General features: G+C 69.6%; 21 protein-coding genes. 7 read left to right on the forward strand and 14 right to left on the reverse strand.

Annotated features, from left to right (window positions below):
- Positions 1-56: 56 nt before the first annotated feature.
- Entirely contained in the window at positions 57-1,082 is a 1,026-nt protein-coding gene (gene mgrA, locus E3T54_RS09530; RefSeq protein ID WP_134475459.1) for an L-glyceraldehyde 3-phosphate reductase, read from the reverse strand.
- Positions 1,083-1,234: 152 nt separating this feature from the next.
- Between mgrA and E3T54_RS09535 the strand changes: the two genes are divergently transcribed.
- Together E3T54_RS09535 and purL are read left to right on the forward strand one after the other, a co-directional pair.
- Entirely contained in the window at positions 1,235-1,705 is a 471-nt protein-coding gene (locus E3T54_RS09535; RefSeq protein ID WP_134475460.1) for a DUF3817 domain-containing protein, read from the forward strand.
- A gap of 73 nt (positions 1,706-1,778) precedes the next feature.
- Positions 1,779-4,085 carry a phosphoribosylformylglycinamidine synthase subunit PurL gene (purL, locus tag E3T54_RS09540; RefSeq protein ID WP_134475461.1) on the forward strand — a complete coding sequence of 769 codons (2,307 nt, stop codon included), beginning with the start codon at positions 1,779-1,781 and terminating at the stop codon, positions 4,083-4,085.
- A 100-nt stretch (positions 4,086-4,185) separates the two neighbouring features.
- Here purL and E3T54_RS09545 read toward each other — a convergent pair whose 3' ends face one another.
- From E3T54_RS09545 to E3T54_RS09585, 9 genes are all read right to left on the reverse strand, one after another.
- Positions 4,186-4,542 (reverse strand): DUF6804 family protein, encoded by a 357-nt coding sequence (locus tag E3T54_RS09545; RefSeq protein WP_241977150.1) that lies wholly within the window; start codon positions 4,540-4,542, stop codon positions 4,186-4,188.
- A gap of 145 nt (positions 4,543-4,687) precedes the next feature.
- On the reverse strand, positions 4,688-5,623 hold the full coding sequence (locus E3T54_RS09550; RefSeq protein WP_134475462.1) for an SDR family NAD(P)-dependent oxidoreductase: 936 nt from the start codon (positions 5,621-5,623) through the stop codon (positions 4,688-4,690).
- Positions 5,620-5,982 (reverse strand): chorismate mutase, encoded by a 363-nt coding sequence (locus E3T54_RS09555; RefSeq protein ID WP_092321484.1) that lies wholly within the window; start codon positions 5,980-5,982, stop codon positions 5,620-5,622. The genes E3T54_RS09550 and E3T54_RS09555 overlap by 4 nt, the downstream gene beginning before the upstream one ends.
- 42 nt (positions 5,983-6,024) lie before the next feature.
- Positions 6,025-7,020, reverse strand: coding sequence for a DMT family transporter (locus E3T54_RS09560; protein WP_370255313.1), 996 nt, complete (start codon positions 7,018-7,020; stop codon positions 6,025-6,027).
- Between the two features lie 155 nt (positions 7,021-7,175).
- On the reverse strand, positions 7,176-8,462 hold the full coding sequence (locus E3T54_RS09565) for an adenylosuccinate synthase (protein ID WP_092321483.1): 1,287 nt from the start codon (positions 8,460-8,462) through the stop codon (positions 7,176-7,178).
- Positions 8,462-9,004, reverse strand: coding sequence for a DUF3151 domain-containing protein (locus tag E3T54_RS17320; RefSeq protein ID WP_134475463.1), 543 nt, complete (start codon positions 9,002-9,004; stop codon positions 8,462-8,464). Before E3T54_RS17320 ends, E3T54_RS09565 begins: the two co-directional genes overlap by 1 nt.
- Positions 9,005-9,158: 154 nt before the next feature.
- Positions 9,159-10,289 carry a hypothetical protein gene (locus tag E3T54_RS09575; protein WP_134475464.1) on the reverse strand — a complete coding sequence of 377 codons (1,131 nt, stop codon included), beginning with the start codon at positions 10,287-10,289 and terminating at the stop codon, positions 9,159-9,161.
- Positions 10,290-10,393: 104 nt separating this feature from the next.
- The gene (locus tag E3T54_RS09580; RefSeq protein ID WP_092321480.1) at positions 10,394-10,768 is read right to left on the reverse strand and encodes a DUF4440 domain-containing protein; all 375 of its coding nucleotides are present in this window, start codon (positions 10,766-10,768) and stop codon (positions 10,394-10,396) included.
- Positions 10,765-11,421, reverse strand: a complete 657-nt coding sequence (locus E3T54_RS09585) for a TrmH family RNA methyltransferase (protein ID WP_134475465.1) — start codon at positions 11,419-11,421, stop codon at positions 10,765-10,767. The genes E3T54_RS09580 and E3T54_RS09585 overlap by 4 nt, the downstream gene beginning before the upstream one ends.
- Before the next feature lie 74 nt (positions 11,422-11,495).
- Between E3T54_RS09585 and E3T54_RS09590 the strand changes: the two genes are divergently transcribed.
- The 4 genes from E3T54_RS09590 to E3T54_RS09605 all read left to right on the forward strand — a co-directional run bounded on the left by E3T54_RS09590 (position 11,496) and on the right by E3T54_RS09605 (position 15,177).
- Complete coding sequence (locus E3T54_RS09590) at positions 11,496-12,191, forward strand: DedA family protein (protein WP_134475466.1); 696 nt, start codon at positions 11,496-11,498, stop codon at positions 12,189-12,191.
- A 57-nt stretch (positions 12,192-12,248) separates the two neighbouring features.
- Positions 12,249-13,544 (forward strand): Nramp family divalent metal transporter, encoded by a 1,296-nt coding sequence (locus E3T54_RS09595; RefSeq protein ID WP_134475467.1) that lies wholly within the window; start codon positions 12,249-12,251, stop codon positions 13,542-13,544.
- Positions 13,545-13,677: 133 nt separating this feature from the next.
- The gene (locus tag E3T54_RS09600; protein WP_134475468.1) at positions 13,678-14,322 is read left to right on the forward strand and encodes a metal-dependent transcriptional regulator; all 645 of its coding nucleotides are present in this window, start codon (positions 13,678-13,680) and stop codon (positions 14,320-14,322) included.
- Positions 14,323-14,376: 54 nt separating this feature from the next.
- Positions 14,377-15,177 carry an HAD-IIA family hydrolase gene (locus E3T54_RS09605; protein WP_092321475.1) on the forward strand — a complete coding sequence of 267 codons (801 nt, stop codon included), beginning with the start codon at positions 14,377-14,379 and terminating at the stop codon, positions 15,175-15,177.
- 78 nt (positions 15,178-15,255) lie between these two features.
- Here the strand turns inward: E3T54_RS09605 and E3T54_RS09610 are convergent, their stop codons facing one another.
- The 3 genes from E3T54_RS09610 to E3T54_RS17565 are packed head-to-tail and all read right to left on the reverse strand — an operon-like array spanning position 15,256 to position 17,242.
- Positions 15,256-16,533: a hypothetical protein gene (locus tag E3T54_RS09610; RefSeq protein WP_134475469.1), complete on the reverse strand. Its 1,278-nt coding sequence runs from the start codon at positions 16,531-16,533 to the stop codon at positions 15,256-15,258.
- A complete protein-coding gene (pyrE, locus tag E3T54_RS09615; RefSeq protein WP_092321472.1) occupies positions 16,533-17,081 on the reverse strand; it encodes an orotate phosphoribosyltransferase in 549 nt (182 codons plus the stop codon). Before pyrE ends, E3T54_RS09610 begins: the two co-directional genes overlap by 1 nt.
- Positions 17,082-17,119: 38 nt before the next feature.
- Positions 17,120-17,242, reverse strand: coding sequence for a hypothetical protein (locus tag E3T54_RS17565; protein WP_255452854.1), 123 nt, complete (start codon positions 17,240-17,242; stop codon positions 17,120-17,122).
- Positions 17,243-17,376: 134 nt separating this feature from the next.
- Here E3T54_RS17565 and E3T54_RS09620 point away from each other — a divergent pair, with 134 nt between their 5' ends.
- Complete coding sequence (locus tag E3T54_RS09620) at positions 17,377-18,294, forward strand: LysR family transcriptional regulator (protein WP_134475470.1); 918 nt, start codon at positions 17,377-17,379, stop codon at positions 18,292-18,294.
- Positions 18,295-18,373: 79 nt separating this feature from the next.
- Here E3T54_RS09620 and E3T54_RS09625 read toward each other — a convergent pair.
- A partial coding sequence (locus E3T54_RS09625) for an aldehyde dehydrogenase family protein (protein ID WP_134475471.1) occupies positions 18,374-18,685 on the reverse strand: 312 nt, incomplete at its 5' end.

Consider the following 18,685-nt stretch of genomic DNA (forward strand, 5'->3'; position numbering starts at 1 on the left):
GTCTAACGGCGACTCTCGGCAGGAACGGCGACTCTCGGCGGAACGCGCCGCGGGCGCTAGACGGCGCCCGACTCGGCCCAGAGGTTGATGTCCAGGTCGACGGCGTGCTCGTCGATGGCGGCGAGCTCGTCGGCGTCGAAGGCCAGGTTCGCGAGGGCCGCGACGTTGGTCTCCAGCTGCGCCACGGATGACGCGCCGACCAGCGCGGAGGTGACCGCGCCTCCGCGCAGGGCCCAGGCCAGGGCGAGCTGCGCGAGCGACTGCCCGCGGCCCGCCGCGATCTCGGTGAGCGCGCGGATGTGGCCGAGCGTCTCCTCGTTGATCATGCTGTCGCTCATCGAACCCGCCGAAGCCGCGCGGGAGCCCTGGGGCACCCCGGTCAGGTACCGGTCGGTCAGCAGGCCCTGCGCCAGCGGCGAGAACGCGATGCAGCCGGCGCCCAGGTCGGCGAGGGTATCGAGCAGCTCGCCTTCGATCCACCGGTTGAACATCGAATACGACGGCTGGTGGATGAGCAGCGGGGTGCCGAGGTCGGCCAGGATCGCGGCCGCCTGCCGGGTGCGCTCCGGCGAGTAAGACGAGATGCCGGCGTAGAGCGCCCGGCCGCTGGTGACCGCGGTGTGCAGCGCGCCCATGGTCTCTTCCAGCGGAGTGTCGGGGTCGGCGCGGTGCGAGTAGAAGATGTCGACGTAGTCGAGGCCCATCCGGTCCAGGGACTGGTCGAGGCTGGACAGCAGGTACTTGCGTGAGCCGAAGTTGCCGTACGGCCCCGGCCACATGTCGTAGCCGGCCTTGGTGGAGATGATCAGCTCGTCGCGGTGGGCGGTGAAGTCCTCACGGAAGATCCGGCCGAAGTTCGTCTCGGCGCTGCCGTAGGGCGGGCCGTAGTTGTTGGCCAGGTCGAAGTGCGTGATTCCGAGGTCGAAGGCGCGGCGCAGGATCGCGCGCTGCGTGTCGATCGGCCTGTCATGGCCGAAGTTCTGCCACAGGCCGAGGGAAATCGCGGGGAGCTGGAGGCCGCTCCGACCGGATCGCCGGTACGGCATGGACTCGTATCTGCTGTCAGAGGGCGCATAGGTCATCCCTCAATGCTGGCAGAACACAAGCGCGGTCGCAGCCAGATGACGACGGCCCGCCGGGCGCAGGGTTCAACCTTTCGGCGGATGCCGCGACAACCGGAATCCTGCGAAGATCGAATTCCCCCCGCCGCTTTACCCTCTGGAGTGATGCCCCCGTGTCTCCGCGCCTGTTCTACCGCACCATCGCCATCGCCGAAGCGGTGACCTGGACGCTCCTGCTCACGGGCATGCTGCTCAAGTACGTGCTGCTGCCCGGCGAAGCGGGCGACCTGGCCCTGCGGGTCGGCGGCACCCTGCACGGCCTCGTCTTCATCGCCTACGGCATGACCGCGGTGCTCGTGGGTGTCAACCAGCGCTGGAGCCTGCGGCTGATGGTCGCCGCGGTCGCCACCGCGGTCATCCCGTACGCCACGATCCCGTTCGACCGCCTGCTGGAGCGTCGCGGCAAGCTCGACGGCGACTGGCGCAGCACGGCGACCAGCGACCCGCGGGACCACACCCCGCTGAGCGTGCTGCTGCGCTGGATGCTGAACCGTCCGGTGCTGCTCGGCGCGCTCTTCGTGGTCGGCCTCGTGACGATCATGGCGACCCTGCTGATCGTCGGTCCCCCCGGCGGCCGAAGCTGACCGAATCGGCACGGAGGCCGGGCAGGTAGACTTGCCGGGTCAAACATCCGTTAGCCCTGGGAGAACGCCACTCGTGACCGCTGTTTCCACCACCCCCTCCCGCGGCGTCGCCGACACCGTTTCGAACGCCCTCGCGACGCCGGAGAAGGACCAGCCGTTCGACGCGCTGGGCCTGACCCCCGGTGAGTACCAGGAGATCCGCGAGATCCTCGGCCGCCGGCCCACCAGCGGCGAACTGGCCATGTACTCGGTCATGTGGAGCGAGCACTGCTCGTACAAGAGCTCCAAGATCTACCTGCGCCAGTTCGGCGAAAAGGTCTCCCCCGCCATGAAGAAGAACCTCATGGTCGGCATGGGCGAGAACGCCGGCGTGCTGGATGTCGGCGAGGGCTGGGCGGTCACCTTCAAGATCGAATCGCACAACCACCCCTCCTACATCGAACCGTTCCAGGGCGCGGCCACCGGCGTCGGCGGCATCGTGCGCGACATCATCTCGATGGGCGCCCGACCGGTCGCCGTGATGGACGCCCTCCGCTTCGGTGACATCGACGACCCCGACACCGCCCGCGTCGTGCACGGCGTCGTCTCCGGCATCTCCTTCTACGGTAACTGCCTCGGCCTGCCCAACATCGGCGGCGAAACCTGGTTCGACAAGGTCTACCAGGGCAACCCGCTCGTCAACGCGCTCTCGGTCGGCGTGCTCCGCCACGAAGACCTGCACCTGGCCAACGCGACCGGCGCGGGCAACAAGGTCGTGCTCTTCGGGGCGCGCACCGGCGGCGACGGCATCGGCGGCGCATCCATCCTCGCCTCCGAAACGTTCAGCGAAGGCGGGCCGACGAAGCGCCCGGCCGTGCAGGTCGGCGACCCGTTCGCCGAGAAGGTGCTCATCGAGTGCTGCCTCGAGCTGTACCGCGACAAGCTGGTCGAGGGCATCCAGGACCTGGGCGCAGCGGGCATTTCCTGCGCGACCAGCGAGCTGGCGTCCAACGGCGACGGCGGCATGTATGTCGAACTCGACAAGGTGCTGCTGCGCGACCCGACCCTCACGGCCGAAGAGATCCTGATGAGCGAGAGCCAGGAACGGATGATGGCCATCGTCACGCCCGACAAGCTCGCCGGCTTCCTCGCGGTCACCGCGAAGTGGGATGTCGAAACCAGCGTTCTCGGCGAGGTCACCGACACCGGCCGGCTCATCATCGACTGGCACGGCGAAGAGATCGTCAACGTCGACCCGCGCACCGTCGCGGTCGACGGGCCGGTGTACGAGCGCCCCGTCGCCTATCCGACCTGGATCGACGCGCTCCAGGCCGACACGGCATCCGCCCTGCCGCGCCCGACCGACGCGGCCTCGCTCGAGGAGCAGTTCCTGGCCCTGCTCGGCTCGCCGAACCTGGCCGACCCGAGCTGGATCACCGACCAGTACGACCGCTACGTGATGGGCAACACCGCCCTCTCCTTCCCCGACGACGGCGGCATGATCCGCATCGACGAGGAGACCGGGCTCGGCTTCGTCATCGCGACCGACGCGAACGGCCGTTACTGCCAGCTCGACCCGTACCGCGGCGCCCAGCTCGCCCTGGCCGAGGCCTACCGCAACGTGGCCGTGACCGGCGCGGTTCCGGCCGGCATCAGCGACTGCCTCAACTTCGGCTCCCCGGAGAACCCCGAGGTGATGTGGCAGTTCAAGCGGGCCGTCGAAGGCCTCGCCGACGGATGCCTGGAGCTCGAGATCCCCGTCACCGGCGGCAACGTGTCGTTCTACAACCAGACCGGCGACCAGCCGATCCACCCCACCCCCGTCGTCGCCGTGCTCGGCGTGATCGACGACGTCGCCCGCCGCGTGCCGAGCGGCTGGCAGGACGACGGACACAACATCTACCTCCTCGGCATCACCCGCGAGGAGCTCGACGGGTCCGCCTGGGCCGGCGTCATCCACGACCACCTGGGCGGGCTCCCGCCCGAGGTGGACCTCGGCCGCGAGGCCGCGTTGGCCGGGCTGCTGCACGCCGCCAGCCAGCAGGGACTCGTCGACAGCGCCCACGACCTCGGTGCAGGCGGGCTCGCCCAGTCCCTGGCCGAGGCGGTGCTCCGGTTCGGGGTCGGCGCCCGGGTCTGGCTCGGCGACATCTGCGAGCGCGACGGCGTGGACGCATCCGTCGCCCTGTTCTCGGAGTCGACCGGACGCGTGATCGTGTCGGTTCCCCGCGAAGACGACGTGAAGTTCCTCGGCCTCTGCGAGGGGCGGGGCTACCCGGTGCTGCGCATCGGCGTGACGGATGCCTCGGCGCCGGTCCTGGAGGTGCAGGACTACTTCACCGTGCCGCTGGCGGAGATGCAGGCCCGCCACCGCGGCACGCTCCCGTCCCGCTTCGCGTAGGGGGCTGGCTGCTCGAACACCCCGTTTGTGGCGGTGAGTTGCGGACAAAGTACCGTGAGTTTCACAACGAAGGTACTTTCTCCGCAACTCAGCCGGGGACTCAGTCCTTCTGGACGGGAACCCGGGTCACGACGCCGCAGACGATGAACACGATCGCGGCGATGAACTGGGCGGAGACCCAGCCCTGGCCGTGCAGTTCAATCACGACGATCGGGTTCCAGAGCACGGCGATCGGCACGAGCCCGAGCAGCCACCACCAGGCCTTCGCCTGGATCACGAAGACGCAGAGGATCAGCGCGAGGATGCTGGCGATGTAGCGGATGACGATGAACCCGTCGACATCGAGCAGGGCGAGTCCGCCCAGGAGGGCCATCGCGCCGAGCAGCCCGGGTGCGAGCGCGGACCGCGTGAACGTCGGCTCGGCGGGTGTTCCCATGGGACGTTTGTCGGTGCGCATCCTCTCACCCTATCGAGGCCCCGCCCGCTCGCCGAACTGTGAGTTTGGCACCTTCCCGGGCCGCGCGAAGGTGCCAAACTCACAGTTCGGCGAGATGTGGTTGGGCGAGATCGGGTTGGGCGGACGGGGTTGGGTGGGGGCGGGGTCAGGCCGGGAAGGGGACGCCGAGGAGGGCTTCCGAGCGCGACCACAGCCGGGCCGCGATCGCGGCGTCGCGGGAGGTGCGAGTGGGTGCCTGCCGGGCCGGGCGGCCGCGGGTCAACCAGCGCGGGCCGTAGTACTGGCCGCCGACGGCATCCGGGTCGACCGCGGAGCGCACGATCGGCCACGCGCCCTGGTGCTTGCCCTGGGCGCCGATCGCGAGCTGCAGGCCGCCGATGACGCGCTTCCGGCGAGTCGGTTCGTTCACGCCCGGGATGCCGGGGGTCAGGCCCGAGATCGAGTAGCCGGGGTGCGCGACCATGGACTGCACCCCGTCGGGGCCGCCGACGTTCGACTCGCGCAGCCGCCGGTCGAGTTCGAAGCCGAACACCTGCATGGCAATTTTGGACTGCGCATAGGCCTTCCAGAGGTCGTAGCCGGTCTCGAGCTGCAGGTCGTCCAGCGCCGAATCCATCAGGCGGGAGATCATCGACCCCAGGGAGACGACCCGGCTGCCGGGCGTGCGCAGCAACGCCGGAAGCACCTGCGCGGTGAGCGCGAAGTGGCCGAGATAGTTGGTGGCGAAGACGAGCTCGTTGCCGTCAGGGCTGACCTGCCGGTCGCGCGGCGGATGCACGATCCCGGCGTTGAGGATGAGGCCGTCGATGCGCGGGAACTGGAGCAGCGATTCCGACGCCGAGCGCACCGATTCGAGGTCGGCAACGTCGAGGGTGATGGTCGACACGGATGCCCCCTGCACCCGGCCGCGCAGGGCCGCGAGGGCGGCATCCGCCCGGTCGGGATTGCGGCAGGCGAGCACGACGTGCGCGTCGGCGGCGGCGAGCTGCTCGCTCGTGAAATAGCCGAGGCCCGCGTTGGCGCCGGTGACGACGAACGTCTTCCCGGCCAGCGGGGGGAGCGTCCGGGGGTTCCAGCTCACGGAGCGGGGGTCGAGGCTGCCGAACCGCCGGCGGAGGAGTCGGTCCCGGCGATCTGCTCGTGGTGGTGAATGACCTCGGCGATGATGAAATTGAGGAACTTCTCGGCGAAGGCCGGGTCGAGCCGGGCGTCTTCGGCGAGGCCGCGCAGGCGCTGGATCTGCAGCAGTTCGCGGGCCGGGTCGGCCGGTGGCAACCCGTGCGCGGCCTTCAGCCGCCCCACCTGCTGCGTGAACTTGAACCGCTCGGCCAGCAGGTGGATCAGCGCGGCGTCAATGTTGTCGATGCTCTGGCGGATGCCCTGCAGCTCGTCGTTGCCGTTCTCCCCGGCGGGTTCGGGCAGATCTTCGTGTGCGGCCATACTTCGACGATAATGCACTCGGCCCGTCCCCCGGCCCACCCGTCACCCTCGGGCGGCGGGCGCGAACTCGGCCGGCTCCACGGGCGGCGCGGACGGACCGTGGACCCGGCTGTCCCGCAGCCGCAGCCGGATCCGTTTCTGGGCCAGCAGGATGCCGACCAGCACCAGCAGCGCGCCGACCGGTTCGTGCCAGGAGAAGGTTTCGGCCAGCACGAGGACGCCGAGGACCACGCCGACGACCGGGGTCACATAGGTGACCGTCGACGCGTTCGTGGGCCCCCAGGCCCGCAGGACGTTGATGTTCCAGATGTAGGCCAGGCCGGTGCCGAGGGCGCCGAGGGTCAGCAGGCTGAGCACGATCGTCCAGTTCAGCGACACGGGAGTCCACGCGAGCACGGGCGTGAGCAGGAGCATGATCGCGCCGCCGATGCCGATGTTCAGGAACGCGAAGGTCGCTCCCGCGATCGGCCGGCCGCTGAGGTGTTTGCGTGTGTAGCTGAAGGTGAAGCCGTAGCAGACGGCCGCGCCGAGGCAGGCCAGCTGGCCCCAGAGATCGCCGGTGAGGGCCGCATACTGCCACGGGCCGATGATCACGATCACGCCGAGGATGCCGACGAGAATGCCGACCGCCTGGCTGCGGCCGAGCTTCTCCACCCGGAAGGCGAGGGTGGCCATCAGCGCCGTCATGATCGGCGTCACCGCGTTGTAGATGCTCGCGAGGCTGGACGAGACGTACTGCTCGGCCCAGGCGAAGAGGAGGTGCGGGACGACGCATCCGGTGATCGCGATGACCGTGAAGTGCAGCCAGACGATGCGCTCGCGCGGCAGCACGGGCCCGCCCGCGACGCGGGGCCGGCTGATCAGCACGATCAGGCCCAGCGTGAGCCCGCCGAGCACGAGCCGGGACCAGGCGACCTGGCCGAAGCTCACCCCGTCGAGGGCGATCTTCATGAACAGGAAGCTGGCACCCCAGACCACGCCCATCCCGAGGAATTGGAGGGTGACGAGGGTCTTGCCTGCTGCCGGGGAGTCGCTCACCAACCGACCCTATCGCGCCGCGCCGACGCCCGAATCGGCTGTCGGCCGTGATGTCCGTAATCCGCCGACACTGCCCCCCGCGAAACTGCAATCGTGCGCGTCATGGGGCGTCCATAACGCGCACGATTGCGGTTTCGCGGGGAGGGCGGGAGGCGTCAGCCGAGCAGGTCGTGGCGAACGACGATGGCCTCGCGGTCGGGGCCGACGCCGATCGCCGAGATGCGCGAGCCGCTCATCGCCTCGAGCGCGAGCACGTAGTCCCGGGCGTTCTTCGGCAGGTCGTCGAACGAGCGCACGCCCGTGATGTCCTCGGTCCAGCCGGGGAACTCCTCGTAGACGGGCTTCGCGTGGTGGAAGTCGGACTGCGACACCGGCACCTCGTCGAAGCGCACGCCGTCGACCTCGTAGGCGACGCAGACCGGGATGGTCGCGAGGCCGGTGAGCACGTCGAGCTTGGTGAGCACGAAGTCGGTGACGCCGTTGATGCGCGCCGTGTAGCGGGCGATCGGGGCGTCGTACCAGCCGCAGCGCCGCGGGCGTCCGGTGGTCGTGCCGAACTCGAAGCCCTGGGCGCGCAGGAACTCGCCCGAGTCGTCGAAGAGCTCGGTCGGGAACGGGCCCGCGCCCACGCGGGTCGTGTACGCCTTCACCACGGCGATGATCCGGTCGATCCGGTTGGGGGCGACGCCCGAACCGGTCACGGCGCCGCCGGACGTGGCGTTCGAGGAGGTGACGAACGGATACGTGCCGTGGTCGACATCCAGCATCGTGGCCTGGCCGCCCTCGAAGAGCACCGTCTTTCCGGCGTCGAGGGCCTGGTGCAGCAGCAGCGCGGTGTCTTCGACCATGGGGCGCAGGCGCTCCGCGTAGCTGAGCAGGTCGTCGACGACCTCGTCGACCGTGATCGCCCGGCGGTTGTAGACCTTGACGAGCATGTGGTTCTTCTGGGCGAGGGCACCCTCGACCTTCTGGCGCAGGATGTTCTCGTCGAACAGGTCCTGCACGCGGATGCCGACCCGGTTGATCTTGTCGGCGTAGGTCGGCCCGATTCCGCGGCCGGTCGTGCCGATCTGGCGCTTGCCGAGGAAGCGCTCCGTCACCTTGTCGAGGGTGCGGTGGTACTGGGTGATGACGTGGGCGTTGGCGCTCACCTTGAGCTTGGAGACGTCCACTCCGCGGGAGCTGAGCGCGTCGAGCTCCTCGAAGAGCACCTCGATGTCGACGACCACGCCGTTGGCGATGACCGGCGTGACACCCGGGGAGAGGATGCCGGACGGCAGCAGGTGCAGGGCGTACTTCTCGTCGCCGACGACGACGGTGTGCCCGGCGTTGTTGCCGCCGTTGAACTTGACGACGTAGTCGACTCGGCTGCCGAGCAGGTCGGTGGCCTTGCCCTTACCTTCGTCGCCCCACTGGGCTCCGATCAGAACGATGGCTGGCATTAGTTGTCTCCTCGTATGACGAAGGCTTCGGTGGGCGGGGCCGGGTCGGTTCCGGGCGGGGAGGCGGGCGACGAGTGCCTCCCCCCGCCGGGCGTGACCACCCGGATGACCTGGGTCTCGGTGTGCTCGTGCTCGAACCGGTTGATGACGCTCGGGTCCGCGCCGTTCAGGAATGCGGTGAGGCGCTCCACCTCGTCGGTCTCGCCGATCTCGGCAGCGGCCCGGCGCAGCGCGTAGAGCGCGCGCAGCACGCCGCGGTTGGGTTCGTGCGACCACGGGATCGGGCCCTGGCCGCGCCATCCGGCCTTGCGCAGCGAGTCGAGCCCGCGGTGATAGCCGACCCTGGCGTAGGCGTAGGACTCGAGCGTGCGGCCCTCCGCATGGGCGGCGTCGGCCAGTGTGGCCCAGGCCAGGGGTGAGGTCGGATACGCCGCGACGACCTCGGGGATTCCGCGGCTGCCGGTTCGACTGAGCGCCGCGATCACCTCGGGTTCCGGGGGAAGGAGGGTCTCGGGCTGGTCAAGCAGATTGGCGCCGGTCACACCCCATGCTACCAAGACCCCCTCCGTCCCCTCCGCGAAACTGCAGTCGTGCTCGTTATCGGGGGATTTTAACCCGCCCGTGAGGGGTCGCATATCGACCTTCCCGGGGCCAGCGAAGGTCGATTTGCGACCCCTCACGCGGGGTCAGCCGGCGTTAGGACGCGGGCAGGGTGGGCCAGCGCAGGATGGCGCAGGCGCTCGCACCCGCCGGAAGCTCGCTCGGCGACGCCACGACCACCCGCGCATCCGTCAGGATCGCGGCACGCACGAGGGCGTCCGCTGCCGGAACGGCGCCCAGCTCGCCCGCACCGAGCGCGTCCTCGGACGAGGCGGCCACCCAGGGCCCGCGGTCCAGGGCGATCAGCGTGGAGTCGCCCATGGTGCCCGGCGCGATGATGAGCACGTCCACCTGGCTCTGCTGGAGTCCGCGGGTCACGGCAGCCTGGTCGATTTCGGACAGACCGTCGTTGCGTCCCGTCTCGAGCCGCGTGAGCGCGTCGTACTCGTCGGCGGCAAGGATCGAGGCGATGTGGCGGTGCAGGTCGGCGTCGAGTTCGTCGGTCGTGGCCCCGCCCGGGCGCGTGTTCGTGGGAACCACGGTGAGGATCTTCAGGCTGGCCGGGGAGAGCGCGTCGATCAGGAGCTGCCGGGCCCTCACATCGCCGGTCACCACGAGCAACTCGGCCCCGCTGTCACGCACGACCTCGTCGATGGCCTCCGCGACGAGCCCCTCATTGCGCTTCCAGACCTCCTCGGTGTGGTGCTGGTAGCGCCCGTTGGCCAGGAAGTCGTCTTCGGACTGCGTCTTGGTCAGGAACTCGGTGTCCCCCTGCACGGCGCGGTGAGCGACGGGCTGGCTGCGGCTGAGCCGGAACTGACGGATCTCGCCGCCGTCCCTGCCCACCTCGGCCACGACGTAGCAGAGGTCCCTCGGCCGCTGGATGAGCAACGGAATCAGCGCCGGCACCGGTCCGTAGTTCACGATGAGTTCGCCCAGCGGCTCCCCCGGCAGCAGTTCGTTGACCTCGACGGCGCCGCCCCGCACGACGAGGAGGCGACTGACCGAACCGCCGACGCCCGGCGGTTCTTCGAGCAGGTCGACGATGACCGCCGCATCGGCTTCGGGGGCGCCGGCATCCATCAGCGCCTCGCGCACCGTGCGCTGCCGGATGGTCCCGGTGCGGCGCGGATCGCTCGTGTCCTGCGTCACATCTGCGTAAACCGTCGACGTGTTCCCCGCGCGACGGTAGAGCTCCGAGAGGCCCTCGTTCCCGAAATCAGCCATGGTCATCGATCCTTTCCGTGGTGCCTAGTAGTGGGACCACGGTAGACCTCGGCTCCGGCTCTGACAACCCTTCGGAATCCGCCCCGGGGCGACCCGTGCGCCGCTTAGACCGGGGTCTGCTGGTGGGCGGCCACGCACCATCCGCCGTTGGCATCGTCGAAGACGTAGGTGGTCGACATGATCGACTCCGTGACCTCGTCGCCGCTCCGGACAACGGCACGGTAGACGACGATTCCGGCGTGCTCGCCGAGGCGGATGACGGCCGGGTCGTGGATCTCGTAGCTGTCCGGGGCCGACGCGCCGGTGAAGGATGCGGCCGCCTGGTCGCGGCTCAGGACCTCGCCCGGCCTGATCATCAGCGCATCCCGGGTCATCGTGCGCCGGTAGTAGCCGGCACCCTGGCCGGCAGCCCTGGCTTGCCACGCCTCGTGTTCCTCGTGCAGCAGTCGGGCGGGCAGATCGTCGGTGATCGCAGTCATGACCCCACGCTAGCGCGTGCGCGTCCGAAGCGGTGCTGCAATATCCAATCGTGCATGGTGACCGCCGCCGCGGCCGAGGCGTTGATCGACCGGGTGGAGCCGTACTGGCTGATTTCGACGACGGCGGCGGCGGCGGCGATGGCCTCCTCCGAGAGGCCCGGCCCCTCCTGGCCGAAGAGCAGCACGCAGCGTTCGGGGAAGCTGAAGGTCTCGATGATGACGCTGCCGGGCACGTTGTCGATGGCGATGATCGGCAGGGTCTCGCCGGCAGCCCAGTCGACGAAGGCCGCGACATCCGGGTGGTGCAGCACGTGCTGGTAGCGGTCGGTGACCATCGCGCCGCGCTTGTTCCAGCGCTTGCGCCCGATGATGTGCACGGTGTCGGCCGCGAAGGCGTTGGCGCTGCGCACGATCGAGCCGATGTTCATGTCGTGCTGCCAATTCTCGATGGCCACGTGGAACGGATGCCGGTGCTCGTCGAGGTCCGCCACGATCGCGTCCATCCGCCAGTAGCGGTACCGGTCGATCACATTGCGGGTGTCGCCTCCCTCGAGCAGCGCCGCGTCGTACTGGGGCTCATCCGGCCACTCCCCCTGCCACGGGCCGACGCCGTGGGTCGACAGTTCGGGCGTGGGACTCTGCGGCTCTTGCACTGCTCCACCGTATCCCGCGAACACACATCTCCCGGCGGTTAGTCTGGACGGCCGCAACCGGAAGGACTATTCGCATGCTGCCCACTCTCTTCGGGATCGACTTTCTGGACTCCGAATGGCTGATCGGCTGGTTCGGATCCTTCGTGCTGCTCGGTGTCGCCGCGGTCGTGTTCATCGAAACCGGTTTCATCGTGTTGGCGTTCCTGCCCGGCGACTCGCTGCTGTTCACCGTCGGCCTGCTCACCGCGACCGGCGACGTCCCGTTCCCGATCTGGGTGACCTGCGCGGTCATCTTCGTCGCCGCGTTCGCCGGCGACCAGCTCGCTTACTACCTCGGCCGCAAGGCCGGCCCGGCCGTTTTCGCGCGCGAGGGCAGCCGGTTTTTCAACCCGAAGAACGTGGAACGCACCAATGCCTTCTTCGCGAAGCACGGCGGCAAGGCCGTCATCATCGCCCGCTTCCTGCCCGTGTTTCGCGCCTTCGTGCCGGTGGCCGCCGGGGTCGGCCGCATGCGCTACCGCACCTTCGTCACCTACAACCTGATCGGGGCCTTCGCCTGGGGCGTCGGCCTCACCCTCGTCGGCTACCTGCTGGGGCAGATTGCCTTCGTCGAGAAGTACTCCGAGTACTTCATCATCGGGATCGTGCTGCTGTCCGGGGTTCCGATCCTCTCCGAGTTGTACAAGGGCGGGCGAGAAGCGACGCGCGCCCGCGGCGGGCGCCCGGCGCCCGTGCCCCGCGCATCCATACCTGACGACCTGCGCGAGTAGCAGCGCCCTCGCCCGGGGTGCCTTTCGGGCACCCTAAACCTGCCCTATGATTTCGGTATGCCTAAAGATGACGCCGGGACTCAGGACGACGTGCGACCGGATTCCCCGCGAGCCGCCTCGTCGCCCGAGATCACGACCGTCGCATCCTCGCGCCTGCTCTGGCTGCTCGGCCCGGCCCTCGTCGCCGGCGTCGCCTACCTCGATCCCGGCAACGTCGCCAGCAACATGACCGCCGGCGCCCGCTACGGCTACCTGCTCGTCTGGGTGGTCGTGGCCGGCAACGTGATGGCGTGGCTGATCCAGTACCTCTCGGCCAAGCTCGGCATCGTCACGGGCACGAGCCTGCCGGAGATCCTGGGCGTGCGGATGCGGCGCCCACTCGCACGGCGTCTCTACTGGGTGCAGGCCGAGCTCGTGGCCATGGCCACCGACCTGGCCGAAATCATCGGTGGCGCGGTCGCGCTCCACCTCCTGTTCGGCCTCCCGCTGCTCGCCGGCGGCGTGATCACCGGCGTCATCTCGATGATCGTGCTCACCGCGCAGACCCGCCGCGGGCCGCGCACCTTCGAGCGTGTGATCGTCGCGCTGCTGCTGATCATCGCCGTCGGCTTCACGGCCGGCGTCTTCATCTCCCCGCCGGATGCCGGCGGGGTCGTCTCCGGGCTCGTGCCGCGCTTCGAGGGCACGAACTCGGTCCTCCTCGCCGCGTCCATCCTCGGTGCGACGATCATGCCGCACGCCATCTACGCCCACTCCGCCCTCGCCCGCGACCGGTTCCCCGCGTGGCAGGGCGAGAAGGCGACCAGGCGGCTGCTCTGGGCGACGAAATGGGACGTTTCGATCGCCATGGCCATCGCCGGCACCGTGAACCTCTCGATCCTGCTGCTCGCGGCATCCGCCCTGCAGGGGGTCGCGGGAACCGACACCCTCGAGGGCGCCTACGCCGCCCTGGCGACGACGCTCGGACCGGCGGTCGCCACGATCTTCGCCGTCGGGCTGCTCGCCTCGGGCCTCGCCTCCACCTCGGTGGGCGCCTACGCCGGCGCGGAGATCATGCACGGCCTGCTGCACGTGCGGGTGCCGCTGCTCGCCCGTCGGGTGGTCACACTCATTCCGGCGCTGCTCATCCTCGGCGCCGGCTTCGACCCGACCCAGGCGCTCGTGCTCAGCCAGGTCGTGCTGTCGTTCGGCATTCCGTTCGCGCTCATCCCGCTGGTCTGGCTCACCGCGCAGCGCGGCATCCTCGGCACGTATACCAACCGCTGGTTCACGACCGTCGCCGGGGCCGTCTGCGCCCTGCTGCTCGTGGCGCTGAACGTGGTGCTGCTCGTGCTGCTCTTCACCGGCGCGTGAGCCCGCCCATGAGCCGGCGCATGATCCCGACCCCGTCCCCAATCCCCGCGAAACCGCAGTTGTGCTCGTTATTCGGCGCTCATAACGAGCACAAGTGCGTTTTCGCGGTGGCGATCGGTAGCCTGAAGGCGTCATGACACACACCACCCCGGCCTCCGAGGACTACCTCAAGACCATCTACGCGCACACCGAATGGCAGCCCGACCCGATCACGCCGTCGGGGCTGGCCACGAGGCTGGGGGTCGCTCCGTCCTCCGTCACCGAAATGGTGAAGAAGCTTGCGGCGATCGGGCTGCTCACGCATGTCCCGTACGGCCCGCTGTCGCTGACGGATGCCGGCCGGTTGCGCGCGACGGCGGTGGTGCGGCGGCATCGACTGATCGAGACCTGGCTCGTGCGCGAGATGGGCTATGACTGGGACGAGGTGCACGACGAGGCGGAGATCCTGGAGCATTCGATCTCCGACCGTCTCCTCGAGGCCATCAACGCCCGGCTCGGCTTCCCGTCCAGCGACCCGCACGGCGACCCGATCCCCGCCGCCGACGGCGCCGTCGACCGGGCGCCCGCCATCCTGCTGGCGGCGGCGCGACCCGGCCACGCCGGAACCGTGCTGCGGATCAGCGATCGCGACCCCGGCATCCTGCGCGATCTCGCGACCGACGGGATCGGTCCGGGCACGCGGCTGGTGGTCGTCGACGCCCTCACCGTGCGTCTGCCGTCGGGTCGCACCCGGCCGCTGACGCTCGAGGCGGCCGGCTCGATCTGGGTCAGCGCTTAACCTCCGCGTAACGCGCCCCGGCTAGGCTGGGGGCCCCAGGGAGAGGACCGCTAGATGGCACGTCGTGACGAGATCGAATGCTGGCTCACCGACATGGACGGCGTCCTCGTCCACGAGAGCGCCGCGCTTCCCGGGGCGGCCGCGCTGCTCCAGCAGTGGACCGACGCCGGCACCCCGTTCCTGGTGCTCACCAACAACTCGATCTTCACCCCGCGTGACCTGAGCGCCCGGTTGCGTGCCTCCGGCCTGAACGTGCCGGAAGACCGGATCTGGACTTCGGCGCTGGCCACGGCCGACTTCCTCAAGTCGCAGATCCCCGGCGGCACCGCGTTCGTGATCGGCGAGGTCGGAATCACGACGGCCCTGCACGAGGCCGGCTTCATCATGACCGAGACCAACCCGGACTACGTCGTCGTCGGCGAGACCCGGAACTACTCGTTCGAGGCGATCACCAAGGCGATCCGTCTGCTGCTGGGCGGCGCCCGCTTCATCGTGACCAACCCGGATGCGACCGGGCCGAGCGCGGACGGCCCGCTGCCGGCGACCGGAGCGATCGCCGCGCTCATCACCAAGGCCACGGGCATGGAGCCCTACGTCGTGGGCAAGCCCAACCCGATGATGTTCCGCTCGGCGATGAACAAGATCGGCGCGCACTCCGAGAACACGGCCATGATCGGGGACCGGATGGACACCGACATCATCGCCGGCATCGAGGCCGGCCTGCACACGATCCTCGTGATGACCGGCATCAGCGACAAGGCCGAGGTCGGCCGCTACCCGTTCCGCCCCGACGAGATCCTCGCCGGCGTACACGAACTAGTCGCCGCCGAGCCGGCAGAGTCCGACGAAATCTAGCCCGCTCACTCCCCGCGAAACCGCAGTTGTGTGCGCTAAAATGCCCGAATGGCGCGCACAACTGCGGTTTCGCGGGGGTCAGCCGAGCGGCTCGGCCGACGCCCGGCTGAGGAAGCAGTAGTAGTCCCGCTGGCCGCTCGTCCACTGCTCGTCGGTCACCGGGTAGCTGCCCTGCACCTGCAGGTCGGGGATGGCTCCGACAGCGGTGATGTCGATCACACCGGGAGCGCTGCAGAGCGCGTTGATCTGCTCCGCAAGCGCGGCCTCGCCGGGGAACGCGGCATCCGGCTCGCCGGCGAACACGCCGCGGTAGACGAGCTGGGCGGCGTGAGGGGTCGCGCAATCCACGACCGTGAACTCCTCCTCCCACGGGGAGGTGTACGGCTGCAGGCATTCGCCGCCGCGCAGGGCGTCCCAGTCATGCACGCCGACCGGCTGCGGGCCGGTGGCCGGCGCGGTCGGAGTGGGAGTCGGAGTGGCCGTCGGCGTGGTGTCGGCGGATGCCGCGCTGCTCTCGGTCGGCGCGGCGATCGGGGCTGGACCGCCGACCAGCCGTTGCCCGAAGAAGAACAGGGCGACGAGCACGCCGACCGCGAGCAGGCCGCCGGCCACCCAGGCCAGGACCGTGACAACCCGCCGGCGGTCGGCGGGATTGCGGGCGGGCTTGCGCGGCACGCCGGCGGACGCGCCAACGGCTGCCGCGCCTGTCCCGGCGAGCGGCAGTGCCGGGGCGGGCAGTGCCGAAGCGGACGGTGCCGGGGCGGACGGTGCCGAAACCGGGGTCGCGGGGCGTCCCGGCACGGCGGTCGCTGCGGCCTCGTCGGCCGTGGGCACAAGGGGAGATTGCACGGGCGTCGTCCACCACGGCGCGGGCTCCAGGTCGGCCTGCGAGCGACCGGCGCCGGGCGCGGGGACCGGCGGCTGCTCGGGGAGGCTCGGCTGTCCGGCGTCCGGCTGCACGGCATTCGGCCGTACCGCGTTGGGCTGTACCGCGGCGCTTGGCAGCGCAGGCGTGCCGACCTGTTCGGTGGGGCCGGTCTGTTCGGTGGGGCCGGCCTGCTCGGTGGGGCCGGCCTGCTCGGTGGGGCCGGCCTGCTCGGTGGGGCCGGCCTGCTCGGTGGGGCCGGCGGGTTCGGGCAGGACAGCGGGTTCCGGCGGGGCCGCGGGTGCGGGCGCTGCGGGCGCCGCGGCGTCGAAAATCTCACGCGCGGACTTCGGCGCGGCGGGGCCCTGGCCCAGGGCTCCATCGCCGGCGTCAGCAGCGTCAGCGTCGTCCAGGCCGCCGTCTCCGTCTCCGTCGAGCTGCGTATTCAACCACTCGAGGCCGACTTCGCCGTCCTCCTCGTCGCGGGGCATTAGCTCAAACCCAGATCCTCAAGCCCGATGGCCGCGTAGTACGGGTAGCCGGCCGCTTCGATCACTTCGCGGGCGCCGGTGTTCCGGTCGACGACAACGGCGACGCCGGCGATCTCGGCGCCGACCTTCAGCAGTGCTTCGATGGCCGCCAGGGGCGACCCACCCGTGGTCGACGTGTCCTCGAGCACGATGACGCGCTTCCCGGCGAGGTCAGGGCCTTCGACCTGCCTGCCGCGACCATGGTCCTTGGGCTCCTTGCGAACGACGAACGCGTCGTATGCCTTGCCACGGGCGGCGCCCTGGTGCAGGATGGCCGCGGCCACGGGGTCGGCACCCATCGTCATGCCGCCCACCGCCGCGACATCCGGGATGTCGGCGATGAGATCGAGCATGACCTGGCCGATCAACGGCGCGACCCGGTGGTCAAGGCTCACCTTGCGGAGGTCGACGTAGTACGTCGCCTTCTTCCCGCTGGTGAGGGTGAAGTCACCGTGGAAGACGGCGTCGGCCGAGATGTAGTCAATGAGCTTCTGGCGGGTATCAGTCACGTGCCAACTTTAGGCCATCCGCAATCCGAAGGGAGAGGCTAGTAGATGCGAACGAGCGGGCGCTGCGGCATCCGGCGGTAGCCGTCCTTCGAGACCTCGACGACGAGGAAGGAAACGGAGAGGAGGGCGGTGATGGACAGGAGGGCAAGAAGAACGAACACGAGGTGCCTTTCAGGAGAGGGGATTCATCGATCCAGACGGAGGCGCCATTGCTCGTGTTCGACAGTTCAATCTGACCACGGCCCACCGTTCAGCACAATCGCATTATACTCCACCCACCCTGTAGTTTTGCTACATGGACGTGCAACGACTCGAGCTGCTCCGCGAACTGGCCGAACGCCACAGCGTTACCGCGGTCGCCCGAGCAACGCACCGCACCCCATCCGCCGTCTCCCAACAGCTCAAGGTGCTCGAACGCGAGGCCGGCCTCCCCCTCACCGAGCGCAGCGGGCGCGGCCTGGTGTTGACGGATGCCGGGCGCGCGCTCGCCCGCAGCGCCACCGATGTCGCCGTCGCCCTCGAACGGGCGACCGCGGTGTGGGATGAGTTCCGCAACCGCGTTACGGGCGACGTGAGCCTGGTCACCTTCCCGACCGCCGGCCAGATGCTGCTGCCCGGTGTGCTGCAGCAGCTCGCCGAGCACGCCGGGCTCGTCGTGAAGTGCACCGACATGGACCCGGAGCTCAGCGACTTCCCCGCGCTCACCTCCGACTTCGACATCGTGCTCGCGCACAGCATGCGCGGCCAGGTGCCCTGGGGCGGGCGCGGGCTGACGGTGGTGCCGCTGATGACGGAGCCGTTGGACGTGGGGCTCCCGAACAATCACCGGCTGGCCTCGCGGGCATCCGTCGGAGCGGCCGACGTGGTCGGTGAGACGTGGATCGGCGTGCCGGACGGCTACCCGTTCGAGCGGATCGTGCACGAGATCGAGCAGCAGGGCGGTGGGCGCGTGCACGTGTCCCAACGCTTCGCCGACATGCGCCTGGTCGAGGCGTTCATCATGGCCGGTCTCGGCATCGCCCTCGTGCCCCGCTATACCTCCGGCGGAGGCCAGCCCGGCCGGCTCGTGCTCAAACCACTGCGCGGCGTGGATGCCGAGCGGCAGATCGTGGCCCTCATGCGCCCCGACCGCGCGGAGCGCCTCGCCGCGCGGACCGTCATCGACGCCCTCCGAACCCGCGCCGCCCGCGTGCAGGCCGAGCACACCGCCTGACGCGTGGCCGGTGATCGAGCTTGTCGGGATCAGGGTCTCGACAAGCTCGACCACCGGCAAGCTCGACTGCCGCGGTCAGCTAGTCGTTCTGGGGGAAGCCCAGGTTGATGCCGCCGTGGCTCGGGTCGAGCCAGCGGCTGGTCACGGCCTTCTCCCGGGTGTAAAAAGCAACCCCGGCAGGGCCATAGGCCTTCGCGTCACCGAAGAGCGAGTTCTTCCAGCCACCGAAGGAGTGGTACGCCACCGGCACCGGGATCGGCACGTTGATGCCCACCATCCCGGCCTGCACCTCGTTCTGGAAACGGCGGGCCGCCCCGCCGTCGTTGGTGAAGATCGCCGTGCCGTTGCCGTACTGGCTGCTGTTGATCAGGTCGAGGCCCTCGGTGTACGT

It is taken from the genome of Cryobacterium sp. Sr8 (assembly GCF_004403225.1).
GTDB classification, from domain to species: Bacteria; Actinomycetota; Actinomycetes; order Actinomycetales; family Microbacteriaceae; genus Cryobacterium; species Cryobacterium psychrotolerans.